Here is a 21422-nt window from a genome sequence, read left to right as displayed (position 1 = left end):
AACCAAACTCTCATGTCATCATCCCGTCCGGTGTTCCGCTCGCGTTGGCTGCCTTATGTACTGGTCGCTCCGCAGCTGATTATCACCGTTATCTTCTTTATCTGGCCCGCGGGCGAAGCGCTGTGGTATTCGCTGCAGAGCGTCGATCCTTTTGGGCTCTCCAGCCAGTTTGTTGGTCTGGATAACTTCCTGATGCTGTTCCGCGATCCGTACTATCTGGATTCTTTCTGGACCACGATTAAGTTCAGCACGATGGTTACTTTTAGCGGCCTGTTGATCTCGCTGTTTTTTGCCGCGCTGGTGGATTACGTCGTGCGCGGTAGCCGTTTCTATCAGACGCTGATGCTGCTGCCCTACGCCGTTGCGCCTGCGGTGGCTGCTGTGCTGTGGATCTTTCTGTTCAACCCCGGGCGCGGGCTGATTACCCATTTTCTCGGCGAGCTTGGCTACGACTGGAACCACGCGCAGAACAGCGGTCAGGCGATGTTCCTCGTGGTGTTCGCCTCGGTATGGAAGCAGATTAGTTACAACTTTCTATTCTTCTTCGCCGCGCTGCAATCTATCCCGCGTTCGCTGGTGGAAGCCGCTGCGATTGACGGCGCCGGGCCAGTGCGCCGCTTCTTCAAGCTGGCGCTGCCGCTGATCGCCCCGGTGAGCTTCTTCCTGCTGGTGGTGAACCTGGTGTACGCCTTTTTTGATACCTTCCCGGTTATCGATGCCGCAACCGGCGGTGGGCCGGTACAGGCAACGACTACGCTGATTTATAAAATCTACCGTGAGGGTTTTGCCGGGCTCGACCTTTCCGCTTCCGCTGCGCAGTCGGTAGTGCTGATGTTCCTCGTCATTATTCTGACGGTGGTGCAGTTCCGCTACGTTGAAAGTAAGGTGCGCTACCAATGATTGAGAACCGTCGCGGGCTGACGATTTTCAGCCACACCATGTTGATTTTAGGCATCGCGGTCATTTTGTTTCCGCTGTATGTCGCCTTTGTTGCGGCGACGCTGGATAGCAAAGCGGTCTTTGAAACGCCGATGACCTTGATTCCTGGCGGGCATTTGCTCGACAACATGAAAACCATCTGGGTAAACGGTGTAGGAGCCAACAGCGCGCCGTTCTGGCTGATGATGCTCAACAGCTTCATTATGGCCTTCGGCATCACGGTGGGCAAAATCGCGGTATCAATGCTCTCCGCTTTCGCCATCGTCTGGTTCCGCTTTCCGCTGCGTAACCTGTTCTTCTGGATGATTTTCATCACCCTGATGCTGCCGGTTGAAGTGCGTATTTTCCCGACCGTGGAAGTCATCGCCAACCTGAAAATGCTCGACAGCTATGCCGGGCTAACGCTGCCGTTGATGGCTTCGGCCACCGCCACCTTCCTGTTCCGCCAGTTCTTTATGACGTTGCCGGACGAGCTGATTGAGGCCGCGCGCATCGACGGCGCGTCACCGATGCGCTTCTTTCGCGATATCGTGCTGCCGTTGTCGAAAACCAATCTGGCGGCGCTGTTCGTCATCACCTTTATCTACGGCTGGAACCAGTATCTGTGGCCGCTGCTGATTATTCAGGATGTGAATCTTGGCACTGCCGTCGCCGGCATTAAAGGCATGATCGCCACCGGTGAAGGCACTACGCAGTGGAACCAGGTGATGGCGGCGATGCTGCTCACGCTGATTCCCCCGGTTGTCATCGTTTTAGCCATGCAGCGTGCGTTTGTGCGTGGCCTGGTCGATAGTGAGAAATAAAATGGCTGGTTTAAAACTACAGGCAGTAACGAAAAGCTGGGATGGCAAAACCCAGGTCATTCAACCGTTAACGCTGGACGTGGCGGACGGAGAATTTATCGTGATGGTCGGCCCATCGGGCTGCGGTAAATCGACCCTGCTGCGCATGGTTGCCGGTCTGGAACGGGTGACCAGCGGCGATATCTGGATTGACCGCAAGCGCGTCACCGAAATGGAACCGAAAGACCGCGGCATCGCAATGGTGTTCCAGAACTATGCCCTCTACCCGCATATGAGCGTGGAAGAGAATATGGCGTGGGGCCTGAAAATTCGCGGTATGGGCAAGGGATTAATTGCCGAGCGCGTGCAGGAGGCGGCGCGTATTCTTGAACTGGATGGCCTGCTCAAGCGTCGCCCGCGCGAACTCTCTGGTGGCCAGCGCCAGCGCGTGGCGATGGGGCGAGCCATCGTTCGTGACCCGGCGGTATTCCTGTTTGATGAGCCGCTCTCCAACCTCGACGCCAAGCTGCGCGTACAGATGCGCCTTGAGCTGCAACAGCTGCACCGTCGCCTTAAGACTACCTCGCTGTATGTGACCCACGATCAGGTGGAGGCGATGACCCTCGCGCAGCGGGTCATGGTGATGAACAAAGGCATCGCCGAGCAGATAGGTACGCCGGTTGAAGTCTACGAAAAGCCGGCTAGCCGTTTTGTGGCAAGCTTTATCGGTAGCCCGGCAATGAACCTGCTGGAAGGTCGGGTCAGCGATGATGGTAGCCGCTTCGAGCTTGAGGGCGGGATGCTTTTGCCCATCAACAACGAGCATCGCCGCTATGCCGGGCGTAAGATGACGCTGGGTATCCGTCCGGAACATTTTGCATTAAGCTCCGAGGCGGAAGGTGGCGTACCGCTGATGATGGATACGCTGGAAATTTTAGGTGCCGATAACCTTGCCCACGGGCGCTGGAGCGAACAAAAGCTGGTGGTTCGGCTACCGCACCAGTTACGCCCGCAGGCTGGCAGCACGCTGTGGCTGCATCTGCCGCAGAATCATCTGCACCTCTTTGATAGTGAAACAGGACAACGCGCATGAGTCACTGGCCTTATCCCCACATTGTTGCCCATCGCGGCGGCGGTAAACTGGCTCCGGAAAATACCCTTGCGGCCATCGATACCGGCGCTCGTTATGGTCATACGATGATTGAGTTTGACGCTAAGTTATCGAAAGACGGGCAGATTTTCTTACTGCATGATGACAACCTCGAACGAACCAGCAACGGCTGGGGCGTGGCGGGCGAGCTGGCGTGGAACGATCTGCTAAAAGTGGATGCCGGAAGCTGGTACAGCGGCGAGTTCAAAGGCGAACCGCTGCCGCTGCTGACCGAAGTTGCTGACCGCTGTCGCCTGCACGGCATGATGGCGAATATCGAAATTAAACCGACGACGGGCACCGGCCCGTTGACCGGTAAAGTCGTCGCGCTGGCGGCCCGCGAACTGTGGCAGGGGATGACCCAGCCGCTGCTTTCGTCGTTTGAAATCGATGCTCTGGAAGCGGCACAGGAAGCAGCGCCTGAACTGCCGCGCGGACTGCTGCTGGATGAATGGCGGGATGACTGGCGCGAACTGACCACGCGTCTGGGCTGCGTCTCAATCCATCTTAATCATAAACTGCTGGATGAAGCGCGCGTGGCGAGCCTGAAAGATGCGGGCCTGCACATCCTCGTGTATACCGTTAACAAACCCCAGCGCGCCGCCGAGCTGCTGCGTTGGGGCGTGGATTGCATCTGCACCGATGCAATTGACGTTATCGGCCCCAACTTCCCGGCATAATCTATGACAGACGGCGCTTACGGGGCCGTCTGTCGCTGCAACATCCCACCGTTATTGTTCGGCAGAGGCTGCTGACGATTCAGGTTGTTATTCTGCTGTACCCGCTGCTGATTGTTATTCAACTGCGTTTGTAAATGCTGCTGCTGAGTGCGCGACTGGCTCTGAATATCCTGCTTCAGCTTGTTTTGCTGCTGCATCTGCTGGTTCTGCATCTGGTTTTGCATCCGCTGCTGGCTGGGCACCACATATCCCGGCTGGTTGGGATTGTTATCGACGTTGAGCGGTTGTGCTAAAGCGCTTAGCGGCAGCAGCGCCGCCAGAAATACGATGACTTTCATTGTTCTCTCCTCCACGTGAGTGGCATGCGTTAAGTTTACCCCCATTCCGGCACAACAATGATTTTTTAAGACTTATCATCCAGGATTATGTGTAAATAAAAACATATTCAGGAGTATGACAATGATAAAAACAACGCGCTGGCGTCAGGTGGTCATCGCTGCTTTGCTGGCGGGCGGCAGTTTTACCGTCGCGGCAAATCCCGCTCCGCCTCCGGTTTCTTATGGTGTAGAGGAAGATGTTTTTCACCCGGTTCGTGCGCAGCAGGGGATGGTGGCCTCGGTGGATGCGCTGGCAACGAAGGTCGGTGTGGATATTCTGCGTCAGGGCGGTAACGCCGTGGATGCCGCCGTAGCGGTGGGCTATGCGCTGGCGGTCACGCACCCGCAGGCCGGTAATATCGGCGGCGGTGGATTTATGATGCTGCGCACTAAAGACGGTAATACGACGGCGATCGACTTTCGCGAAATGGCTCCGGAGCAGGCCACCCGCGATATGTTCCTCGACGACCAGGGCAACCCGGACAGCAAAAAATCGCTGACTTCACACCTGGCTTCCGGCACGCCGGGCACCGTTGCCGGTTTCTCCCTCGCGCTGGATAAATACGGTACGATGCCGCTGAACAAGGTCATTCGCCCGGCGATTAAGCTGGCAGAAGAAGGCTTCACGGTAAACGATGCGCTGGCCGATGATCTGAAAACTTACGGTAGCGAAGTGATCCCCGGTCACGCCAATAGCCGGGCCATCTTCTGGAAAAACGGCGAGCCGCTGAAAAAGGGCGATAAGCTGGTGCAAAAACAGCTAGGTAAAAGCCTGGAACTGATTGCCGAGCTGGGTCCGGATGCTTTCTACAAGGGCGCGATTGCTGACCAGATTGCCGGAGAAATGAAGAATAACGGCGGACTTATCACCAAAGCGGATCTGGCAAATTACAAAGCGGTCGAGCGCACGCCAGTTAGCGGCGAATACCGTGGCTATCAGATCTTCTCAATGCCGCCGCCTTCCTCCGGGGGCATTCATATCGTACAGATCCTCAATATTCTGGAAAACTTCGATATGCATAAGTACGGCTTTGGTAGCGCCGACGCCATGCAGGTGATGGCGGAAGCGGAAAAACACGCCTATGCCGATCGCTCGGAATACCTTGGTGACCCGGACTTCGTCAAAGTACCGTGGCAGGCGCTGACCAGCAAAGCATATGCCAAATCAATTGCCGAACAGATCGACATTAATAAAGCGAAACCGTCGAGCCAGATTCGCCCCGGCAAGCTGGCGCCGTATGAAAGCAATCAAACCACCCATTTCTCGGTGGTGGATAAAGACGGTAACGCCGTTGCGGTCACCTATACGCTGAACACGACCTTTGGCACCGGTATTGTGGCGGGGAACTCTGGCATCCTGCTGAATAACCAGATGGATGATTTCTCTGCGAAACCCGGCGTGCCGAACGTCTACGGGCTGGTGGGGGGCGATGCTAACGCCGTCGAGGCGAAAAAACGCCCGCTGTCGTCGATGTCGCCGACTATTGTGGTGAAAGATGGCAAAACCTGGCTGGTGACCGGGAGTCCTGGCGGCAGCCGCATCATTACCACCGTGCTGCAAATGGTGGTCAATACCATCGACTTCGGCATGAACGTCGCGGAAGCCACTAATGCCCCGCGTTTCCATCATCAATGGTTGCCGGATGAACTGCGAGTGGAGAAGGGGTTTAGCCCGGATACGCTGAGGCTGCTGGAGGACAAAGGGCAGAAAGTGGCGGTGAAAGAGGCGATGGGCAGCACCCAGAGTATTATGGTTGGCCCGGATGGTACGCTGTACGGCGCATCCGATCCGCGTTCGCCGGATGATTTAACGGCAGGGTATTAGTTCTACCCTCATCCCGGCCCTCTCCCTTCCTGGGAGAGGGGGAAGCAGGGCTGTGTGCTATCTAAGCTACAGCTCGAAACGGTCCCCTCTCCTTTTAGGGTGAGGGTCACCCCTTTAATCGCGCCATAAAGTACGCATCCACATACTCGCCGTTGCGTAGGGCGTATCTCTTGCCGGTTCCTTCCACAATAAAGCCAAATTTGCGATAAAGCGCCATAGCGGATGGATTATCTGTAAATACGGTTAACTCAATGCGTTCGACGCGCAGCCAGTTATCACACAGATTAATCATTTCACGCATCAGCGCGCTGCCAACGCCGCGACCGTGTGCCTGCGACGCAACGCTAACGCCGAAGGTCGCCACGTGGCTGCGACGAGGATTAGGCTCGACGCTCAGCTTGAGGTGTCCGACAACCTGTTCGTCGATGGTGGCGACCAGATGACGGCTACCGGGTTTCGGTAGCAGGCGCTCCTGCCACATTTCCATAGAAGGATGAGGTAGCTGTAACGTGTCGTGATAGACCTCCGGATGCGAAGTCAGCTGGCGTAAAGGTTCAGCATCGCGTGGCTCGGCATGGCGTATCACTATGTCACTCATTCTTCATTTCCTTAGTTGGCTAAAAGTCCCTTTAAACATCACTGACTTTAAAAAATGCGTCAACGACTATTTTTTGCAAAAAAGGGTAGACAAGTGCGAATGAGAATGATTATTATTGTCCTGCATTCAGGGAGACCCTTGCGGAAAGCCTGAAAGCACGACATTGCTCACATTGCTTCCAGTATTACTTTAGCCAGCCGGGTGCTGGCTTTTTTTTACACTTTTTCCAGCTCACTCCCGGAAGAGGGCTACTGTGCAACCTCTGCGCTTTGCATCTCAACTTTGTCTTTGATTTCCACAGTAGTATCAGCGTTAAACCCCACGACATTGCTCTTTTCTGCCACTGGTGGTAGCACTTCCGCCTGGCCGGAAAATACGCCGCCTTTTTTGATAGCCAGCGTGCGGTAGGCTAACGTGCCGGTGATTTTGCCGTTCTTGTCGATTTCGATGGTGTCGCTGTTGCACTGACCGATGACGCCGCCGTCAATAATCAGCTCTCGACAGAGGATATTCCCCTCAACCAGGCCACCGGTCATAATCTTAATTTGGCTGTCTTTAGCGTCGATATTGCCATTTACGGTACCGTAAATATCAACATCTCCTTCTGCAATGATATTTCCTTCAAAGCGGATGCCGCTGGCGATAATCGTGGCGGCAGGCTTTTTTATCACGGTTTGCGGGGGAGGAGTGACGGGGGCTGGCGTACTTACAGCTGGTGGCGTAGCTTCAGTATTTTTATTCTTTTTAAACATATGGTTAACCCGATGGTATTGAAAATGAAAAACGAAGGATGACAGGGAGAAAGAACCTGATAGTAAGGCTATGTACGTAGACTCAAAGCACCAGGCCATCAGGCCTAGCAGCCAGAAGAGAAGGGCGCTGTTTAAGGCGATATACTTGCTTTCCATGAGAATGAGATGGCTACTCCTTTAGTCATCGTATTTGGGAAAGGGTGAGCGCGAGTGGCGTCATGCCCGCGAACGTTCTGGATAAAAAATGTTCTTTTCCCGAGAATTCCTCTTATCCGTAATTTAATCTGTGGGGTCAATGAATTTGAACGATAAATTTAACATTTAAGAATTTGCTACTTTAATTGAAGGGGTTAAGTTCGCAGCCAGCTTGCGCTATGGTTAATAGCAGAGACCTTAACTAAGGACAGCGTTATGACTTTGCACTGCGCATTTATTGGATTCGGCAAAAGCACCACCCGCTACCATCTTCCCTATGTACTGCACCGTAAAGATCGCTGGCACGTGGCGCATATTTTCCGCCGCAGCGCAAAGCCGGAGGAGCAGTCGCCGCAGTATTCACATATCCATTTCACCAGCGATCTTGATGAGATACTCAATGACCCGCAGGTCAAGTTGGTGATTGTCTGTACCCATGCGGACAGCCACTTTGAGTATGCGAAACGGGCGCTGGAGGCGGGCAAAAACGTGCTGGTCGAAAAACCTTTCACCCCAACCCTGGAAGAGGCGAAAGCGCTATTCGCGCTGGCGAAAAGCAAAGAGCTGACGGTCACGCCTTACCAGAATCGCCGCTTTGACTCCTGCTTCCTGACCACCAAAAAGGTTATCGAGAGTGGAAAACTAGGTGAAATTGTCGAGATTGAAAGCCACTTCGACAACTATCGCCCGGTGGACGGCGGTAAGCCTGGATTACCGCAGGACGGTGCGTTCTATGGCCTGGGCGTCCATACCATGGACCAAATTATCTCTCTGTTTGGCCGCCCGGATCATGTCTCTTACGACATTCGTAGCCTGCGCAACAAAGCCAATCCGGATGATACTTTTGAGGCCCAGTTGTTTTACGGCAATCTGAAAGCGATTGTTAAAACCAGCCATCTGGTGAAGCTGGCCTATCCAAAGTTCATTGTTCATGGCCATAAAGGCTCGTTTATTAAATACGGTATCGACCAGCAGGAAACCAGCCTGAAGGCCAATATCATGCCGGGCGAGCCTGGATTCGGCGCGGACGATACGTTCGGTCTGCTGGAGTACGTCAACGAGGCGGGTGAGACCGTGCGGGAAGAGATCCCGGTTGAAATCGGCGACTATGGTCGCGTCTATGATTCGCTGTATGACACAATCGTTAACGGTCAGCCAAATTTCGTCAAGGAATCTGAAGCTCTCACCAATATGGAGATCCTTGAGCGCGGCTTCGAACAGCCATCTCCTGCCACCATAACCCTCGCCAGATAAGCCACAATGGCTCCTCTGTAATCGTTCATATTTTTTGAACAGAGGAGTCAATTTTCACCCTCTATGATCGTTCGAGGATTGGGTCCACACTTACTCCATCGAAAACATACGGGGGTGCAACATGATCTTTTTACGCAAAGCTAACGAACGCGGTCACGCTAACCACGGCTGGCTTGATTCCTGGCATACTTTCTCTTTCGCTAACTATTACGACCCGAACTTTATGGGCTTCTCGGCGCTGCGGGTTATCAATGATGACGTGATTGACGCAGGCCAGGGCTTCGGTACCCATCCGCACAAAGATATGGAAATCCTGACCTATGTGCTGGAAGGCGCGGTTGAGCACCAGGACAGCATGGGTAACAAAGAGCAGGTTCCGGCGGGTGAGTTCCAGATTATGAGCGCAGGTACCGGGATCCGTCACTCTGAGTACAACCCGAGCGACACCGATAAACTGCATCTGTACCAGATCTGGATTATGCCGGAAAAAAATGGCATCACCCCGCGCTACGAGCAGCGCCGCTTTGACGCCGCGCAGGGCAAGCAACTGGTGTTGTCACCGGATGCACGTGATGGCTCGCTGAAAGTGTTTCAGGATATGGAGCTGTACCGCTGGGCGCTGCTGAAAGATGAGCAGTCGGTGCATCAGATTGCCGCCGAACGTCGCGTATGGATCCAGGTGGTAAAAGGTGAAGTCACCATCAATGGCACCAAAGCGACTACCAGCGATGGTCTGGCGATTTGGGATGAGCAGGCGATTTCCGTACACGCCGATAGCGATAGCGAGATACTGCTGTTCGATCTGCCGCCGGTATGATACGCGTCATCCTTCAAGCCGCATTTTTGTTGGCTCTCCTCACTCACCCCGGGCGCGTACCCCTTGTACGCTTCCGGGGATTCATTGCGTTGCCGCCTCAATGCAACTTGAATGATTTTGCGTACCAACTCTAAATAAATCTGTCAGCCCTCTTTTCTCCGGGAAGGTTGCGCTTTGTCCGTGATAAACTGGGAAAATGTTTCCCATTTATCACAGTCAGGACGATGAAAAAGAAAAGACCCGTACTTCAGGATGTAGCCGATCTTGTCGGCGTGACCAAAATGACGGTCAGTCGCTATCTACGTAACCCGGAACAGGTTTCCGAGGCGCTGCGTGGCAAGATAGCCGTTGCTCTCGATGAACTGGGTTATATTCCAAATCGCGCCCCTGACATCCTCTCTAATGCCACCAGTCGCGCCATTGGCGTCCTGCTGCCCTCGTTAACTAACCAGGTCTTTTCGGAAGTGTTGCGTGGTATTGAAAGCGTTACTGACGCTTTTGGTTATCAGACCATGCTAGCGCACTACGGCTATAAGCCGGAAATGGAAGAAAAACGCCTGGAATCGATGCTCTCCTGGAACATCGATGGCCTGATCCTCACCGAACGTAGCCATACGCCGCGCACGCTGAAAATGATTGAAGTGGCTGGGATCCCGGTTGTCGAACTGATGGACAGCCAGTCGCCGTGCCTCGATATTGCCGTCGGCTTTGATAACTTCGAAGCGGCCCGGCAGATGACCGCCGCGATCATCAATCACGGGCACCGCCACGTTGCCTATCTTGGCGCACGTCTCGACGAACGTACTATCATCAAACAGAAGGGGTATGAGCAGGCGATGCTTGATGCCGGGATGATGCCCTACAGCGTGATGGTCGAGCAGTCTTCCTCTTTTTCATCGGGAATTGAGCTGATGCGCCAGGCGCGTCGCGAATATCCGCAGCTTGACGGTATCTTCTGCACCAACGACGACCTGGCGGTTGGCGCGGCGTTCGAGTGTCAGCGCCTGGGGCTGAAAATCCCTGATGATATGGCGATTGCCGGTTTCCACGGTCATGATATCGGCCAGGTGATGGAGCCGCGTCTGGCCAGCGTTCTCACGCCGCGTGAGCGTATGGGGCGTATTGGCGCTGAACGTCTGCTGGCACGCATTCGCGGTGAAGTAGTGACGCCTAAGATGTTAGATTTAGGTTTCACATTGTCACCGGGTGGATCTATTTAAACTGACAAATTTGAAGTAGATCACACATATTCACATCTGGCACGAATGGTTATTGCTTCTCCACAACTCCGGCATGACAATGTTACCGATAACAGTTACCCGTAACAATTAATCTGTACGCGAGCATTTCATGCCTTTTAAAGCTGCCAGGCTGCGCGTATATGTCCAGTGGGAGGAAGCTTTGAGCACGACTAACCATGATCACCACATCTATGTCCTGATGGGCGTTTCCGGCAGCGGTAAATCCGCTGTCGCCAGCGAAGTGGCGCATCAACTGCACGCCGCGTTTCTCGACGGCGACTTTCTGCATCCGCGCAGCAACATCAACAAGATGGCTTCGGGCGAACCGTTAAACGATGACGACCGCACTCCGTGGCTGCAGGCGTTGAACGATGCCGCATTCGCCATGCAGCGTACCAACAAAGTGTCGCTGATTGTCTGTTCTGCGCTGAAAAAGAGCTACCGCGACATCCTGCGTAAAGGTAACCCGAACCTCTCCTTTATCTACCTGAAAGGCGATTTCGAGGTTATTGAAAAACGCCTGAAGGCGCGCAAAGGCCACTTTTTTAAAACCCAGATGCTGGTGACGCAGTTTGAAACGCTGCAAGAACCGGGTACAGAAGAAAGCGATGTTTTAATCGTCGATATCGACCAGTCATTGGAAGGCGTGGTCGCCAGCACCATTGAGGTGATCAACAAAGGCAGTAACTAGTGAGTACATTAACGCTTGTTTTAACAGCAGTCGGCTCCGTTTTGCTGCTGCTGTTTTTAGTCATGAAGGCGCGTATGCATGCCTTCGTGGCTTTGATGGTGGTTTCTATTGGAGCAGGTCTTTTTTCCGGAATGCCGTTGGATAAAATCGCGGCGACGATGGAAAAAGGCATGGGCGGCACGCTGGGCTTTCTGGCCATTGTCGTCGCGTTAGGGGCAATGTTTGGTAAGATCCTGCATGAAACCGGTGCGGTCGACCAGATTGCTGTCAAGATGCTGAAATCTTTCGGTCACAGCCGCGCCCATTATGCGATTGGCCTGGCCGGGCTTATCTGCGCACTGCCGCTGTTTTTTGAAGTCGCGATTGTCCTGTTGATTAGCGTGGCCTTCTCGATGGCGCGCCATACCGGCACCAACCTTGTGAAACTTGTTATCCCGCTGTTTGCTGGGGTAGCCGCTGCGGCTGCTTTCCTGCTGCCGGGACCTGCGCCGATGCTGTTGGCATCGCAGATGCACGCCGACTTTGGCTGGATGATCCTGATTGGCCTGTGCGCGGCAATTCCGGGGATGATTATTGCCGGGCCGCTGTGGGGCAATTTCATCAGCCGCTACGTTGAGCTGCACATCCCTGATGATATTAGCGAGCCGCACCTTGGTGAAGGCAAAATGCCGTCATTCGGCTTTAGTCTGTCGCTGATTCTGCTGCCGTTAGTGCTGGTTGGCCTGAAAACTATCGCCGCACGCTTTGTGCCGGAAGGTTCCACGGCCTACGAATGGTTTGAGTTTATCGGCCATCCGTTTACCGCGATTCTGGTTGCCTGCCTGGTGGCTATCTATGGCCTGGCGGTACGTCAGGGGATGGCGAAAGACCGCGTCATGGAGATTTGTGGTCATGCACTCCAGCCTGCGGGGATTATCCTGCTGGTGATTGGCGCGGGCGGCGTGTTCAAACAGGTACTGGTTGACTCCGGCGTGGGGCCGGCGCTCGGTGAAGCGCTGACTGGCATGGGCCTGCCGATTGCGATCACCTGTTTCGTGCTGGCGGCGGCGGTGCGTATTATCCAGGGTTCTGCAACCGTTGCCTGCCTGACGGCCGTTGGTCTGGTGATGCCGGTTATTGAACAGCTGCACTACAGCGGCGCGCAGATGGCGGCACTCTCTATCTGTATCGCCGGGGGGTCCATCGTGGTCAGCCATGTCAACGACGCGGGCTTCTGGCTGTTCGGGAAGTTTACCGGCGCAACCGAAGCGCAAACGCTGAAGACCTGGACGATGATGGAGACTATCCTCGGCACCGTTGGTGCAATTGTCGGTATGATTGCGTTTACGCTGTTGAGTTAAATGTAAGAAATATGACCCGGCTGAGCAAAGCGATGCCGGGTCATATTTCCCCACCAAACTTTTTTACTCGAAATCCTTCGTTTTACCCCCTACCTAAATCTCTATCATGAGAAATACGACGAATGTCACAGATATCATCAACCCGCGTCAGCACTGGGTTTGTCGGGTTTTGTCAGGAAGATTAAAACAGCCGAATTTCTGCTGAAATCCATAATCAGGATCAATAAAATAGCGGCGGAAAATATTCCCTTCACAATATAAATTCCCTGATAATCATTAGGGTATTCCGGGGTGCCTATGACGGCTGCCGCAATGCAGAATTAGTTGCGTTACTGATTGTCTGGCAATCATTGATTAATTTCACTTGCGACTTTAGCTGCATTTTGTAATGTGAAGGACTAACCAGTAGGAAACTGGCCTGGAACAAACAGCAAACACCTCGCAGGAATACGTTATGAAAAATGTTGGTTTTATCGGCTGGCGCGGAATGGTCGGCTCTGTACTCATGCAACGCATGGTTGAAGAGCGCGATTTTGACGCCATTCGCCCTGTTTTTTTCTCCACCTCCCAGTTGGGGCAGCCTGCTCCATCTTTTGGTGGCAGTACCGGTGGCACGCTTCAGGATGCGTTTGACCTGGAAGCACTGAAGGCGCTGGACATTATTGTCACGTGTCAGGGCGGCGATTACACCAACGATATTTACCCGAAGCTGCGTGAAAGCGGCTGGCAGGGGTACTGGATTGACGCGGCCTCTTCGCTGCGCATGAAAGATGACGCGATTATCATTCTTGACCCGGTGAACCAGGATGTTATCACCGCTGGCTTGAACAACGGTGTGAAGACCTTTGTTGGTGGTAACTGTACCGTCAGCCTGATGCTGATGTCCCTTGGCGGCCTGTTTGCTCAGGATCTGGTTGAGTGGGTCAGCGTGGCGACTTACCAGGCGGCTTCCGGCGGCGGCGCGCGGCATATGCGCGAGCTGCTGACTCAGATGGGTCAGCTGCATAGCCATGTCGCGACAGAGCTGGCGAATCCGGCTTCCGCCATTTTGGATATTGAACGTAAAGTGACGTCGTTGACCCGTAGCGGCGAGCTGGCGGTGGACAACTTTGGCGTACCGCTGGCAGGCAGCCTGATCCCTTGGATCGACAAACAGCTGGATAACGGTCAGAGCCGCGAAGAGTGGAAAGGCCAGGCGGAGACCAACAAAATCCTCGCGACCGCTTCGGCGATTCCGGTAGACGGCCTGTGCGTTCGCGTTGGCGCGCTGCGTTGCCACAGCCAGGCGTTCACCATCAAGCTGAAAAAAGATGTTTCGATCCCGACCGTTGAGGAACTGCTGGCTGCGCACAATCCGTGGGCCAAAGTGGTACCGAACGATCGTGACATTACCATGCGTGAGCTGACCCCAGCTGCCGTGACCGGCACCCTGACCACCCCGGTGGGTCGCCTGCGTAAACTGAATATGGGGCCTGAGTATCTGTCGGCCTTCACCGTCGGTGACCAGCTCTTGTGGGGCGCAGCTGAACCGCTACGCCGCATGCTACGACAGCTGGCATAAAAAACAGGATGAGCAAAAAGGGGTGATAGAACACCCCTTTTTTTTGCGTAATACAAGGAGTAAACGCGGATGTTTGATTTTTCCCAACGGAGGTAACGCAGCCTTGGCTATGCTTTAAGTAAGGGGCAATGATGTCTCCTTACCTGAAGGTGGGACGGAGCAGGAGGATGCACATTGTGCTGCGCCGTTCAGGTCAAAAAAGTCGCCAGATGCAGGAAAAGGCGGCACTTACAACAGGATGAAACCATGTCTAATCGTATTGATAGGGACGTGATTAATGCGCTTATCGCTGGCCATTTTGCGGATCCTTTTTCCGTACTTGGTATGCATTGCACCGAAGCCGGGCTGGAAGTTCGCGCATTATTACCTGACGCCACCGACGTGTGGGTCATTGAACCGAAAACCGGACGCAAAGTCGGCAAGCTTGAATGCCTTGACTCGCGCGGTTTCTTTAGCGGCGTTCTGCCGCGACGTAAAAATCCTTTTCGCTATCAGTTGGCCGTGACCTGGCATGACCAGCAAAACCTGATCGACGACCCCTACCGCTTCGGCCCACTGTTGCAGGACCTGGACGTATGGTTGCTGTCGGAAGGCACGCATCTGCGTCCGTATGAAACGCTGGGTGCGCACGCCGATACCATGGACGGCGTCGTTGGGACGCGTTTTTCAGTTTGGGCACCGAACGCTCGCCGGGTCTCCGTTGTCGGCCAGTTTAACTACTGGGACGGCCGCCGCCACCCGATGCGTCTGCGCAAAGAGTCCGGCATCTGGGAGCTGTTCGTTCCCGGAGCCGTGAATGGCCAACTGTATAAATTCGAGCTTATTGATGCCCACGGCAAGCTACGGGTGAAGTCTGACCCTTACGCTTTTGAAGCGCAGATGCGCCCGGACAGCGCTTCGCTTATTTGCGGGCTTCCGGAGAAAGTTGAGCAGCCGCAGGTGCGTAAACAGGCTAACGGGTTTGATGCGCCAATATCTATCTATGAAGTTCATCTCGGCTCCTGGCGTCGCCATACCGATAACAATTTCTGGCTGAGCTATCGTGAGCTGGCCGACCAGCTGGTGCCGTATGCCAAATGGATGGGCTTTACCCATCTGGAGCTGCTGCCGGTTAATGAACATCCGTTTGACGGTAGCTGGGGCTATCAGCCAACCGGGCTATATGCGCCAACCCGCCGTTTCGGCACCCGGGAAGATTTCCGCTACTTTATCAATGCCGCACATGCTGCTGGCCTTAACGTTATCCTTGACTGGGTGCCGGGTCATTTCCCATCGGACGATTTTGCCCTTGCGTCGTTTGACGGCACCTCGTTGTATGAACATAGCGATCCGCGCGAAGGCTATCATCAGGACTGGAACACGCTGATTTACAACTACGGTCGCCGTGAGGTCAGCAATTTCCTGGTCGGCAATGCGCTGTACTGGATTGAGCGCTTTGGCATTGATGCGCTGAGGGTCGATGCGGTGGCATCGATGATTTATCGCGACTACAGCCGCAAAGAGGGCGAGTGGGTGCCGAACGAATTCGGCGGCCGGGAAAATCTTGAAGCTATTGAGTTCCTGCGTAATACCAACCGGGTCCTGGGCGAACAAACGCCGGGCGCGGTGACGATGGCGGAAGAATCGACCGATTTTGCTGGCGTATCTCGTCCTTCATCTGATGGTGGTCTGGGTTTTTGGTTTAAGTGGAACCTTGGCTGGATGCACGACACTCTCGATTACATGAAGTTAGATCCGGTGCATCGTCGCCATCATCACGACAAGATGACTTTCGGCATGCTCTATAACTACACCGAGAACTTTGTGTTGCCGCTCTCCCACGACGAAGTGGTGCACGGTAAAAAATCGATTCTTGACCGTATGCCGGGTGACGCCTGGCAGAAGTTCGCCAACCTGCGTGCCTACTACGGCTGGCTGTTTGCCTTCCCGGGTAAAAAGCTGCTGTTTATGGGCAATGAATTCGCTCAGGGGCGCGAGTGGAACCACGACGGAAGCCTCGACTGGCACTTGCTGGAAGGCGGTGATAACTGGCACCACGGCGTTCAGCGGCTGGTGCGCGACCTGAACCATACCTATCGTCACCATAAAGCATTACACGAGTTGGATTTTGACCCTTACGGCTTCGAATGGCTGGTGGTCGACGATCATGAGCGCTCTGTATTTATTTTTGTCCGTCGTGACAAGGCTGGTAATGAAATCATCGTGGCCAGCAACTTTACCCCGGTGCCGCGTCATGAATACCGTTTTGGTATCAACCAGCCGGGGAAATGGCGCGAAGAGCTGAATACTGACTCCATGCATTACCACGGCAGTAATACAGGTAACGGTGGGGTTGTTGAAAGCGAAGCGATTGCCAGTCACGGTCGTGAAGACTCTCTCTCGATCACGCTGCCGCCGCTGGCGACGGTCTGGCTGGTGCGGGAGGCGCAATGATCGTACTCACGGCAGGCAAGCCCGCGCCGTTGGGGTCTAGCTACGACGGTAAGGGAGTGAACTTCGCCCTCTTTTCCGCCCATGCGGAGCGGGTGGAACTCTGTGTGTTCGACGAGCAGGGCAACGAACGGCGTGTCGACCTACCCACACGCAGTGGCGATATCTGGCACGGTTGGCTAGCTGAAGTCGGGCCGGGATTGCGTTACGGCTACCGCGTCCATGGCCCCTGGGACCCGGCGCAGGGGCACCGCTTTAACCCGGCAAAACTGCTGCTCGATCCCTGCTGCCATCAAGTGAACGGTGCGCTGCCTGATGATGAGCGTCTTCATGGCGGTGAAAGCGTTCCTGATAACCGCGATAGCGCGGTGATAGCGCCGAAATCGCGGGTTATCGATCTGCATTACGACTGGCGCGGTGATAAGCCGCCGCGCACGCCGTGGGGTCAGACGGTCCTTTATGAAGCCCACGTCAAAGGGCTGACGTACCTGCATCCTGAACTACCCGAGGCGATTCGCGGCACTTACAAGGCTTTGGGTCACCCGGTGATGATCGACTACTTCCGCACGCTGGGTATTACTGCACTAGAGTTAATGCCGGTGGCGCAGTTCGCCAGCGAGCCGCGTCTCCAGCGGATGGGGTTAAGCAACTACTGGGGCTATAACCCATTGGCGATTTTCGCCATCGATACGCGTTACGCCAGCGCGCCGGAACATGCGCTCAATGAGTTTCGCGATGCGGTAAAAGCGCTGCATGCGGCGGGCATTGAAGTGATTCTCGACGTGGTGCTGAACCATAGCGCTGAGATAGACCTTGAGGGGCCGACCTTCTCCCTGCGCGGAATTGATAACCGTAGCTATTATTGGATCAGAGAAGACGGCGATTATCACAACTGGACCGGCTGCGGGAACACCATCAACCTCAGCCATCCGGGCGTGGTGGAGTATGCCCGTCAGTGCCTGCGTTTTTGGGTGGATGAGTGTCACGTTGATGGTTTTCGTTTTGACCTGGCGTCAGTCATGGGCCGCACGCCGGAGTTTCGTCAGGATGCACCTTTGTTTGAGGCCATCCGTAACGACCCGCGTCTGGCGGAAGTGAAGCTGATCGCTGAGCCTTGGGATATTGGCCCCGGCGGCTATCAGGTCGGTAATTTTCCGCCGCTGTTTGCTGAATGGAACGACCACTTCCGCGATACCGCGCGTCGTTTCTGGTTACAACAAAATGTCTCGTTGGGCGATTTCGCTCAGCGTTTTGCTGCCTCCAGCGATGTTTTTCAGCGCAATGGACGGCAGCCTGCGGCGGCGGTCAATTTGGTCACCGCGCACGATGGTTTTACTCTTCGCGACTGCGTTTGTTTCAATCAGAAACATAATGAGGCAAACGGCGAAGAGAATCGCGATGGGACTAACAATAACTACAGCAACAATCATGGTATAGAGGGATTAGAAGGGAATCTTGCTGTGATTGAACGGCGCCGTGCCAGCGTCCACGCCCTCCTGGCGACGCTGCTGTTGGCGCAAGGAACGCCGATGCTGTTGGCGGGTGACGAACAGGGTCACAGCCAGCATGGCAACAACAATGCTTATTGTCAGGACAATGCGTTGACCTGGCTGGACTGGAACCATACGAACCGCGGGCTGACCGCGTTCACTGCCGCGCTGATTCATCTGCGCCAGCGTATTGCGGCATTAACCGCTAATCGTTGGTGGCAGGAGGGTGACGGCAGTGTTCGTTGGTTAAACCAGAATGCGCAACCGCTGTCTGCCGATGAATGGCAGCATGGTGCACCGCGCATGCAGATCATATTGTCCGATCGCTGGTTGATAACGCTCAATGCTACCCCTGAGGTGGCGGAGATGGTTTTACCCGCGGGGGAATGGCGTGCCATTCCACCTTTCGCCGGAGAGGATAATCCGGTCATTATGGCTGTCTGGCATGGGCCCGCGCACGGAGTGTGCGTATTTCAAAGGTCGTAAACCTCGAGGCTTCCGGTTGGTCTCGAAGCGGCGGCGCGGCGAGAAGGGCAGGCAAGCTGGGGAGTAAAAAAGGAGTTAATTATGGTTGGGGTAGAAAAGAACGATCCGTTGATGCTGGCACGTCAGTTGCCGATCAAATCAGTTGCGCTGATCCTTGCCGGGGGACGTGGTACCCGTCTGAAGGATTTAACCAATAAACGTGCGAAACCTGCTGTCCATTTCGGTGGTAAGTTCCGTATTATCGATTTTGCGTTATCTAACTGTATTAACTCAGGTATTCGCCGTATCGGCGTCATCACCCAGTATCAATCACATACTCTGGTGCAGCATATCCAGCGCGGCTGGTCGTTTTTCAATGAAGAGATGAACGAATTTGTTGACCTGCTGCCCGCCCAGCAAAGGATGCAGGGTGAAAACTGGTATCGTGGCACGGCGGATGCGGTGACGCAGAACCTCGACATCATCCGCCGCTATAAGGCGGAGTATGTGGTGATCCTTGCGGGCGACCATATTTACAAGCAAGACTACTCGCGCATGCTGATCGACCATGTCGAAAAAGGGGCGCGTTGCACCGTGGCCTGTATGCCTGTGCCCATTGAAGAAGCACCGGCGTTTGGCGTGATGGCGGTTGACGAAAGCGAGAAGATTATCGATTTCGTCGAAAAACCGGCTAACCCACCGGCGATGCCGGGGGATGCGAGCAAATCGTTGGCGAGCATGGGCATCTATATCTTTGATGCGGATTACCTTTATGAGCTGCTGGAAGAAGATGATGGCGATGAAAATTCCAGTCACGACTTTGGTAAAGACATCATTCCAAAGATAACCAAAGCTGGCATGGCTTATGCACATCCTTTCCCGCTCTCCTGCGTGCAGTCAGACCCGCAGTCTGAGCCGTACTGGCGCGATGTCGGTACCCTTGAAGCGTACTGGAAAGCCAACCTTGATCTCGCTTCGGTGACACCGGAACTGGATATGTACGATCAGAACTGGCCTATTCGCACCCATATGGAACCTTTGCCGCCAGCAAAATTCGTTCAGGACCGTTCAGGCAGTCATGGGATGACGCTGAATTCACTAGTATCCGGCGGCTGCATTATCTCCGGCTCCGTGGTTGTTCAGTCGGTGCTGTTCCCGCGCGTGCGGGTGAATTCATTCTGTAACATTGATTCGGCAGTCTTGTTGCCAGAGGTTTGGGTTGGCCGTTCGTGCCGCCTGCGTCGCTGCATTATTGACCGCGCCTGCGTGATCCCAGAAGGTATGGTTGTCGGTGAAAATGCGGAAGAGGATGCACGTCGTTTCTACCGATCGGAAGAAGGTATAGTGCTGGTCACCCGCGACATGCTGCGGAAATTGGGGTACCCACAGGAGCGCTAATGCAGGTATTACATGTATGTTCGGAGATGTTCCCGCTGTTAAAAACCGGTGGACTGGCGGATGTGATCGGCGCGCTGCCTGCGGCGCAAATTGCACAGGGCATCGATACCCGCGTGCTGCTGCCCGCGTTCCCTGATATCCGCCGCGGTATCACCGATGCGCAGGTAGTGACTCGCCGGGAGACCTTTGCCGGTCCTGTTACGCTGCTGTTCGGGCATTTTGACGGCGTGGGCATCTATTTGATTGATGCCCCACATCTCTACGATCGCCCAGGGAGCCCTTACCACGATACCCATCAGCATGCTTATACCGATAACGTGCTGCGCTTTGCGCTGCTGGGCTGGGTAGGCAGCGAGATGGCCTGCGGCCTGGACCCATTCTGGCGTCCTGATGTCGTCCATGCCCACGACTGGCATGCAGGCCTGACGCCTGCATATCTGGCGGCGCGCGGCCATCCGGCTAAGTCGGTCTTTACGGTACATAACCTGGCCTACCAGGGCATGTTCTACTCATGGCATATGAATGACATTGAGCTGCCGTGGTCGTTCTATAACGTTCATGGTCTGGAATTTAACGGTCAGATCTCCTTCCTGAAAGCGGGTCTTTATTACGCCGACCACATTACGGCGGTCAGCCCGACCTATGCCCGCGAAATTACCGAGCCGCAGTTTGCCTACGGAATGGAAGGTTTGCTGCGCCAGCGTCAGCATGAGGGTCGTCTGTCGGGGATCCTCAACGGTGTTGACGATAAAATCTGGAATCCGCAAAACGATCTGCTGCTGGCCACACGCTATGACCGCGATCGTCTGGAAGAGAAGGCCGAGAATAAGCGTCAGCTGCAAATCGCCATGGGGCTGAAGGTGGATGACAAAGCGCCGCTGTTTGCTGTTGTCAGCCGACTGACCAGCCAGAAAGGGCTGGACCTGGTGCTGGAAGCGCTGCCGGGTCTGCTTGAGCAGGGAGGCCAACTGGCGCTGCTGGGGGCGGGCGATCCGGTGCTGCAGGAGGGATTCCTGGCCGCCGCCGCCGAACACCCCGGTAAAGTCGGCGTACAGATTGGCTATCATGAAGCCTTCTCGCACCGCATTATGGGCGGTGCTGATGTGATTCTGGTACCCAGCCGCTTTGAGCCATGCGGCTTAACTCAGCTGTATGGCCTGAAGTACGGCACGCTACCGCTGGTGCGGCGCACCGGCGGCCTGGCGGATACCGTTTCCGACTGTTCGCTGGAGAACCTCGCCGACGGTCTGGCAACCGGATTTGTTTTTGAGGACAGCAACGCCTTGTCGCTGCTGCGGGCTATTCGACGCACATTTGTCCTGTGGTCGCGTCCGTCGCTCTGGCGTTACGTTCAGCGTCAGGCGATGAATATGGATTTTAGCTGGCAGGTTGCCGCAAATTCTTACCGCGAACTTTATCAACGCTTGCTGTAACCAG

The 21422-nt window shown here is 54.8% G+C and carries 18 protein-coding genes; 15 read left to right on the top strand and 3 right to left on the bottom strand.

Annotation, left to right across the window (positions count from 1 at the left end; translation table 11 throughout):
• Positions 1–12 precede the first annotated feature (12 nt).
• From ugpA to ugpQ, 4 genes are read left to right on the top strand one after another with little or no spacing between them, the layout of a single operon-like run.
• The gene (gene ugpA, locus QVF11_RS23750; protein ID WP_287859716.1) at positions 13–900 is read left to right on the top strand and encodes a sn-glycerol-3-phosphate ABC transporter permease UgpA; all 888 of its coding nucleotides are present in this window, start codon (positions 13–15) and stop codon (positions 898–900) included.
• A complete protein-coding gene (gene ugpE / locus QVF11_RS23745) occupies positions 897–1742 on the top strand; it encodes a sn-glycerol-3-phosphate ABC transporter permease UgpE (protein ID WP_112214810.1) in 846 nt (281 codons plus the stop codon). The genes ugpA and ugpE overlap by 4 nt, the downstream gene beginning before the upstream one ends.
• A gap of 1 nt (position 1743) precedes the next feature.
• Positions 1744–2814 carry a sn-glycerol-3-phosphate import ATP-binding protein UgpC gene (locus tag QVF11_RS23740; RefSeq protein WP_287859713.1) on the top strand — a complete coding sequence of 357 codons (1071 nt, stop codon included), beginning with the start codon at positions 1744–1746 and terminating at the stop codon, positions 2812–2814.
• Entirely contained in the window at positions 2811–3551 is a 741-nt protein-coding gene (gene ugpQ / locus QVF11_RS23735; RefSeq protein ID WP_287859710.1) for a glycerophosphodiester phosphodiesterase, read from the top strand. Before QVF11_RS23740 ends, ugpQ begins: the two co-directional genes overlap by 4 nt.
• 17 nt (positions 3552–3568) lie before the next feature.
• On the opposite strand, the gene QVF11_RS23730 is transcribed toward ugpQ, so the two are convergent.
• A complete protein-coding gene (locus tag QVF11_RS23730) occupies positions 3569–3889 on the bottom strand; it encodes a DUF2756 family protein (RefSeq protein ID WP_112214807.1) in 321 nt (106 codons plus the stop codon).
• Positions 3890–4010: 121 nt separating this feature from the next.
• Between QVF11_RS23730 and ggt the strand changes: the two genes are divergently transcribed.
• On the top strand, positions 4011–5753 hold the full coding sequence (gene ggt / locus QVF11_RS23725; protein ID WP_287859706.1) for a gamma-glutamyltransferase: 1743 nt from the start codon (positions 4011–4013) through the stop codon (positions 5751–5753).
• A 106-nt stretch (positions 5754–5859) separates the two neighbouring features.
• Here the strand turns inward: ggt and yhhY are convergent, their stop codons facing one another.
• Complete coding sequence (yhhY, locus tag QVF11_RS23720) at positions 5860–6339, bottom strand: N-acetyltransferase (RefSeq protein WP_181486319.1); 480 nt, start codon at positions 6337–6339, stop codon at positions 5860–5862.
• A 260-nt stretch (positions 6340–6599) separates the two neighbouring features.
• Positions 6600–7259: a bactofilin family protein gene (locus QVF11_RS23715; RefSeq protein WP_112214804.1), complete on the bottom strand. Its 660-nt coding sequence runs from the start codon at positions 7257–7259 to the stop codon at positions 6600–6602.
• A gap of 255 nt (positions 7260–7514) precedes the next feature.
• Between QVF11_RS23715 and QVF11_RS23710 the strand changes: the two genes are divergently transcribed.
• The 10 genes from QVF11_RS23710 (at position 7515) to glgA (ending at position 21418) form a co-directional block, all read left to right on the top strand.
• On the top strand, positions 7515–8552 hold the full coding sequence (locus QVF11_RS23710; RefSeq protein ID WP_287859702.1) for an oxidoreductase: 1038 nt from the start codon (positions 7515–7517) through the stop codon (positions 8550–8552).
• A gap of 121 nt (positions 8553–8673) precedes the next feature.
• A complete protein-coding gene (locus QVF11_RS23705; RefSeq protein ID WP_110274922.1) occupies positions 8674–9369 on the top strand; it encodes a pirin family protein in 696 nt (231 codons plus the stop codon).
• A 224-nt stretch (positions 9370–9593) separates the two neighbouring features.
• Positions 9594–10589, top strand: a complete 996-nt coding sequence (gene gntR / locus QVF11_RS23700) for a gluconate operon transcriptional repressor GntR (protein ID WP_110274923.1) — start codon at positions 9594–9596, stop codon at positions 10587–10589.
• 181 nt (positions 10590–10770) lie between these two features.
• Entirely contained in the window at positions 10771–11301 is a 531-nt protein-coding gene (gene gntK / locus QVF11_RS23695; RefSeq protein WP_110275063.1) for a gluconokinase, read from the top strand.
• Positions 11301–12641, top strand: coding sequence for a gluconate transporter (gntU, locus tag QVF11_RS23690; RefSeq protein ID WP_004854994.1), 1341 nt, complete (start codon positions 11301–11303; stop codon positions 12639–12641). Before gntK ends, gntU begins: the two co-directional genes overlap by 1 nt.
• Positions 12642–13095: 454 nt before the next feature.
• Complete coding sequence (asd, locus tag QVF11_RS23685; RefSeq protein ID WP_112214801.1) at positions 13096–14202, top strand: aspartate-semialdehyde dehydrogenase; 1107 nt, start codon at positions 13096–13098, stop codon at positions 14200–14202.
• Between the two features lie 246 nt (positions 14203–14448).
• Positions 14449–16635 carry a 1,4-alpha-glucan branching enzyme gene (gene glgB, locus QVF11_RS23680; RefSeq protein ID WP_287859697.1) on the top strand — a complete coding sequence of 729 codons (2187 nt, stop codon included), beginning with the start codon at positions 14449–14451 and terminating at the stop codon, positions 16633–16635.
• Positions 16632–18608: a glycogen debranching protein GlgX gene (glgX, locus tag QVF11_RS23675; RefSeq protein WP_287859695.1), complete on the top strand. Its 1977-nt coding sequence runs from the start codon at positions 16632–16634 to the stop codon at positions 18606–18608. The genes glgB and glgX overlap by 4 nt, the downstream gene beginning before the upstream one ends.
• An 81-nt stretch (positions 18609–18689) precedes the next feature.
• A complete protein-coding gene (glgC, locus tag QVF11_RS23670) occupies positions 18690–19985 on the top strand; it encodes a glucose-1-phosphate adenylyltransferase (protein ID WP_112214798.1) in 1296 nt (431 codons plus the stop codon).
• Complete coding sequence (glgA, locus tag QVF11_RS23665) at positions 19985–21418, top strand: glycogen synthase GlgA (protein ID WP_287859693.1); 1434 nt, start codon at positions 19985–19987, stop codon at positions 21416–21418. The genes glgC and glgA overlap by 1 nt, the downstream gene beginning before the upstream one ends.
• The last annotated feature ends 4 nt before the right edge of the window (positions 21419–21422 follow it).

Origin of the sequence: Klebsiella sp. (assembly GCF_027492335.1) — a bacterium.
Lineage (GTDB): Bacteria > Pseudomonadota > Gammaproteobacteria > Enterobacterales > Enterobacteriaceae > Klebsiella > Klebsiella huaxiensis.
The sequence above is the reverse complement of the archived record's forward strand: the minus strand, read 5'-3'. Positions and strand labels throughout refer to the sequence as shown.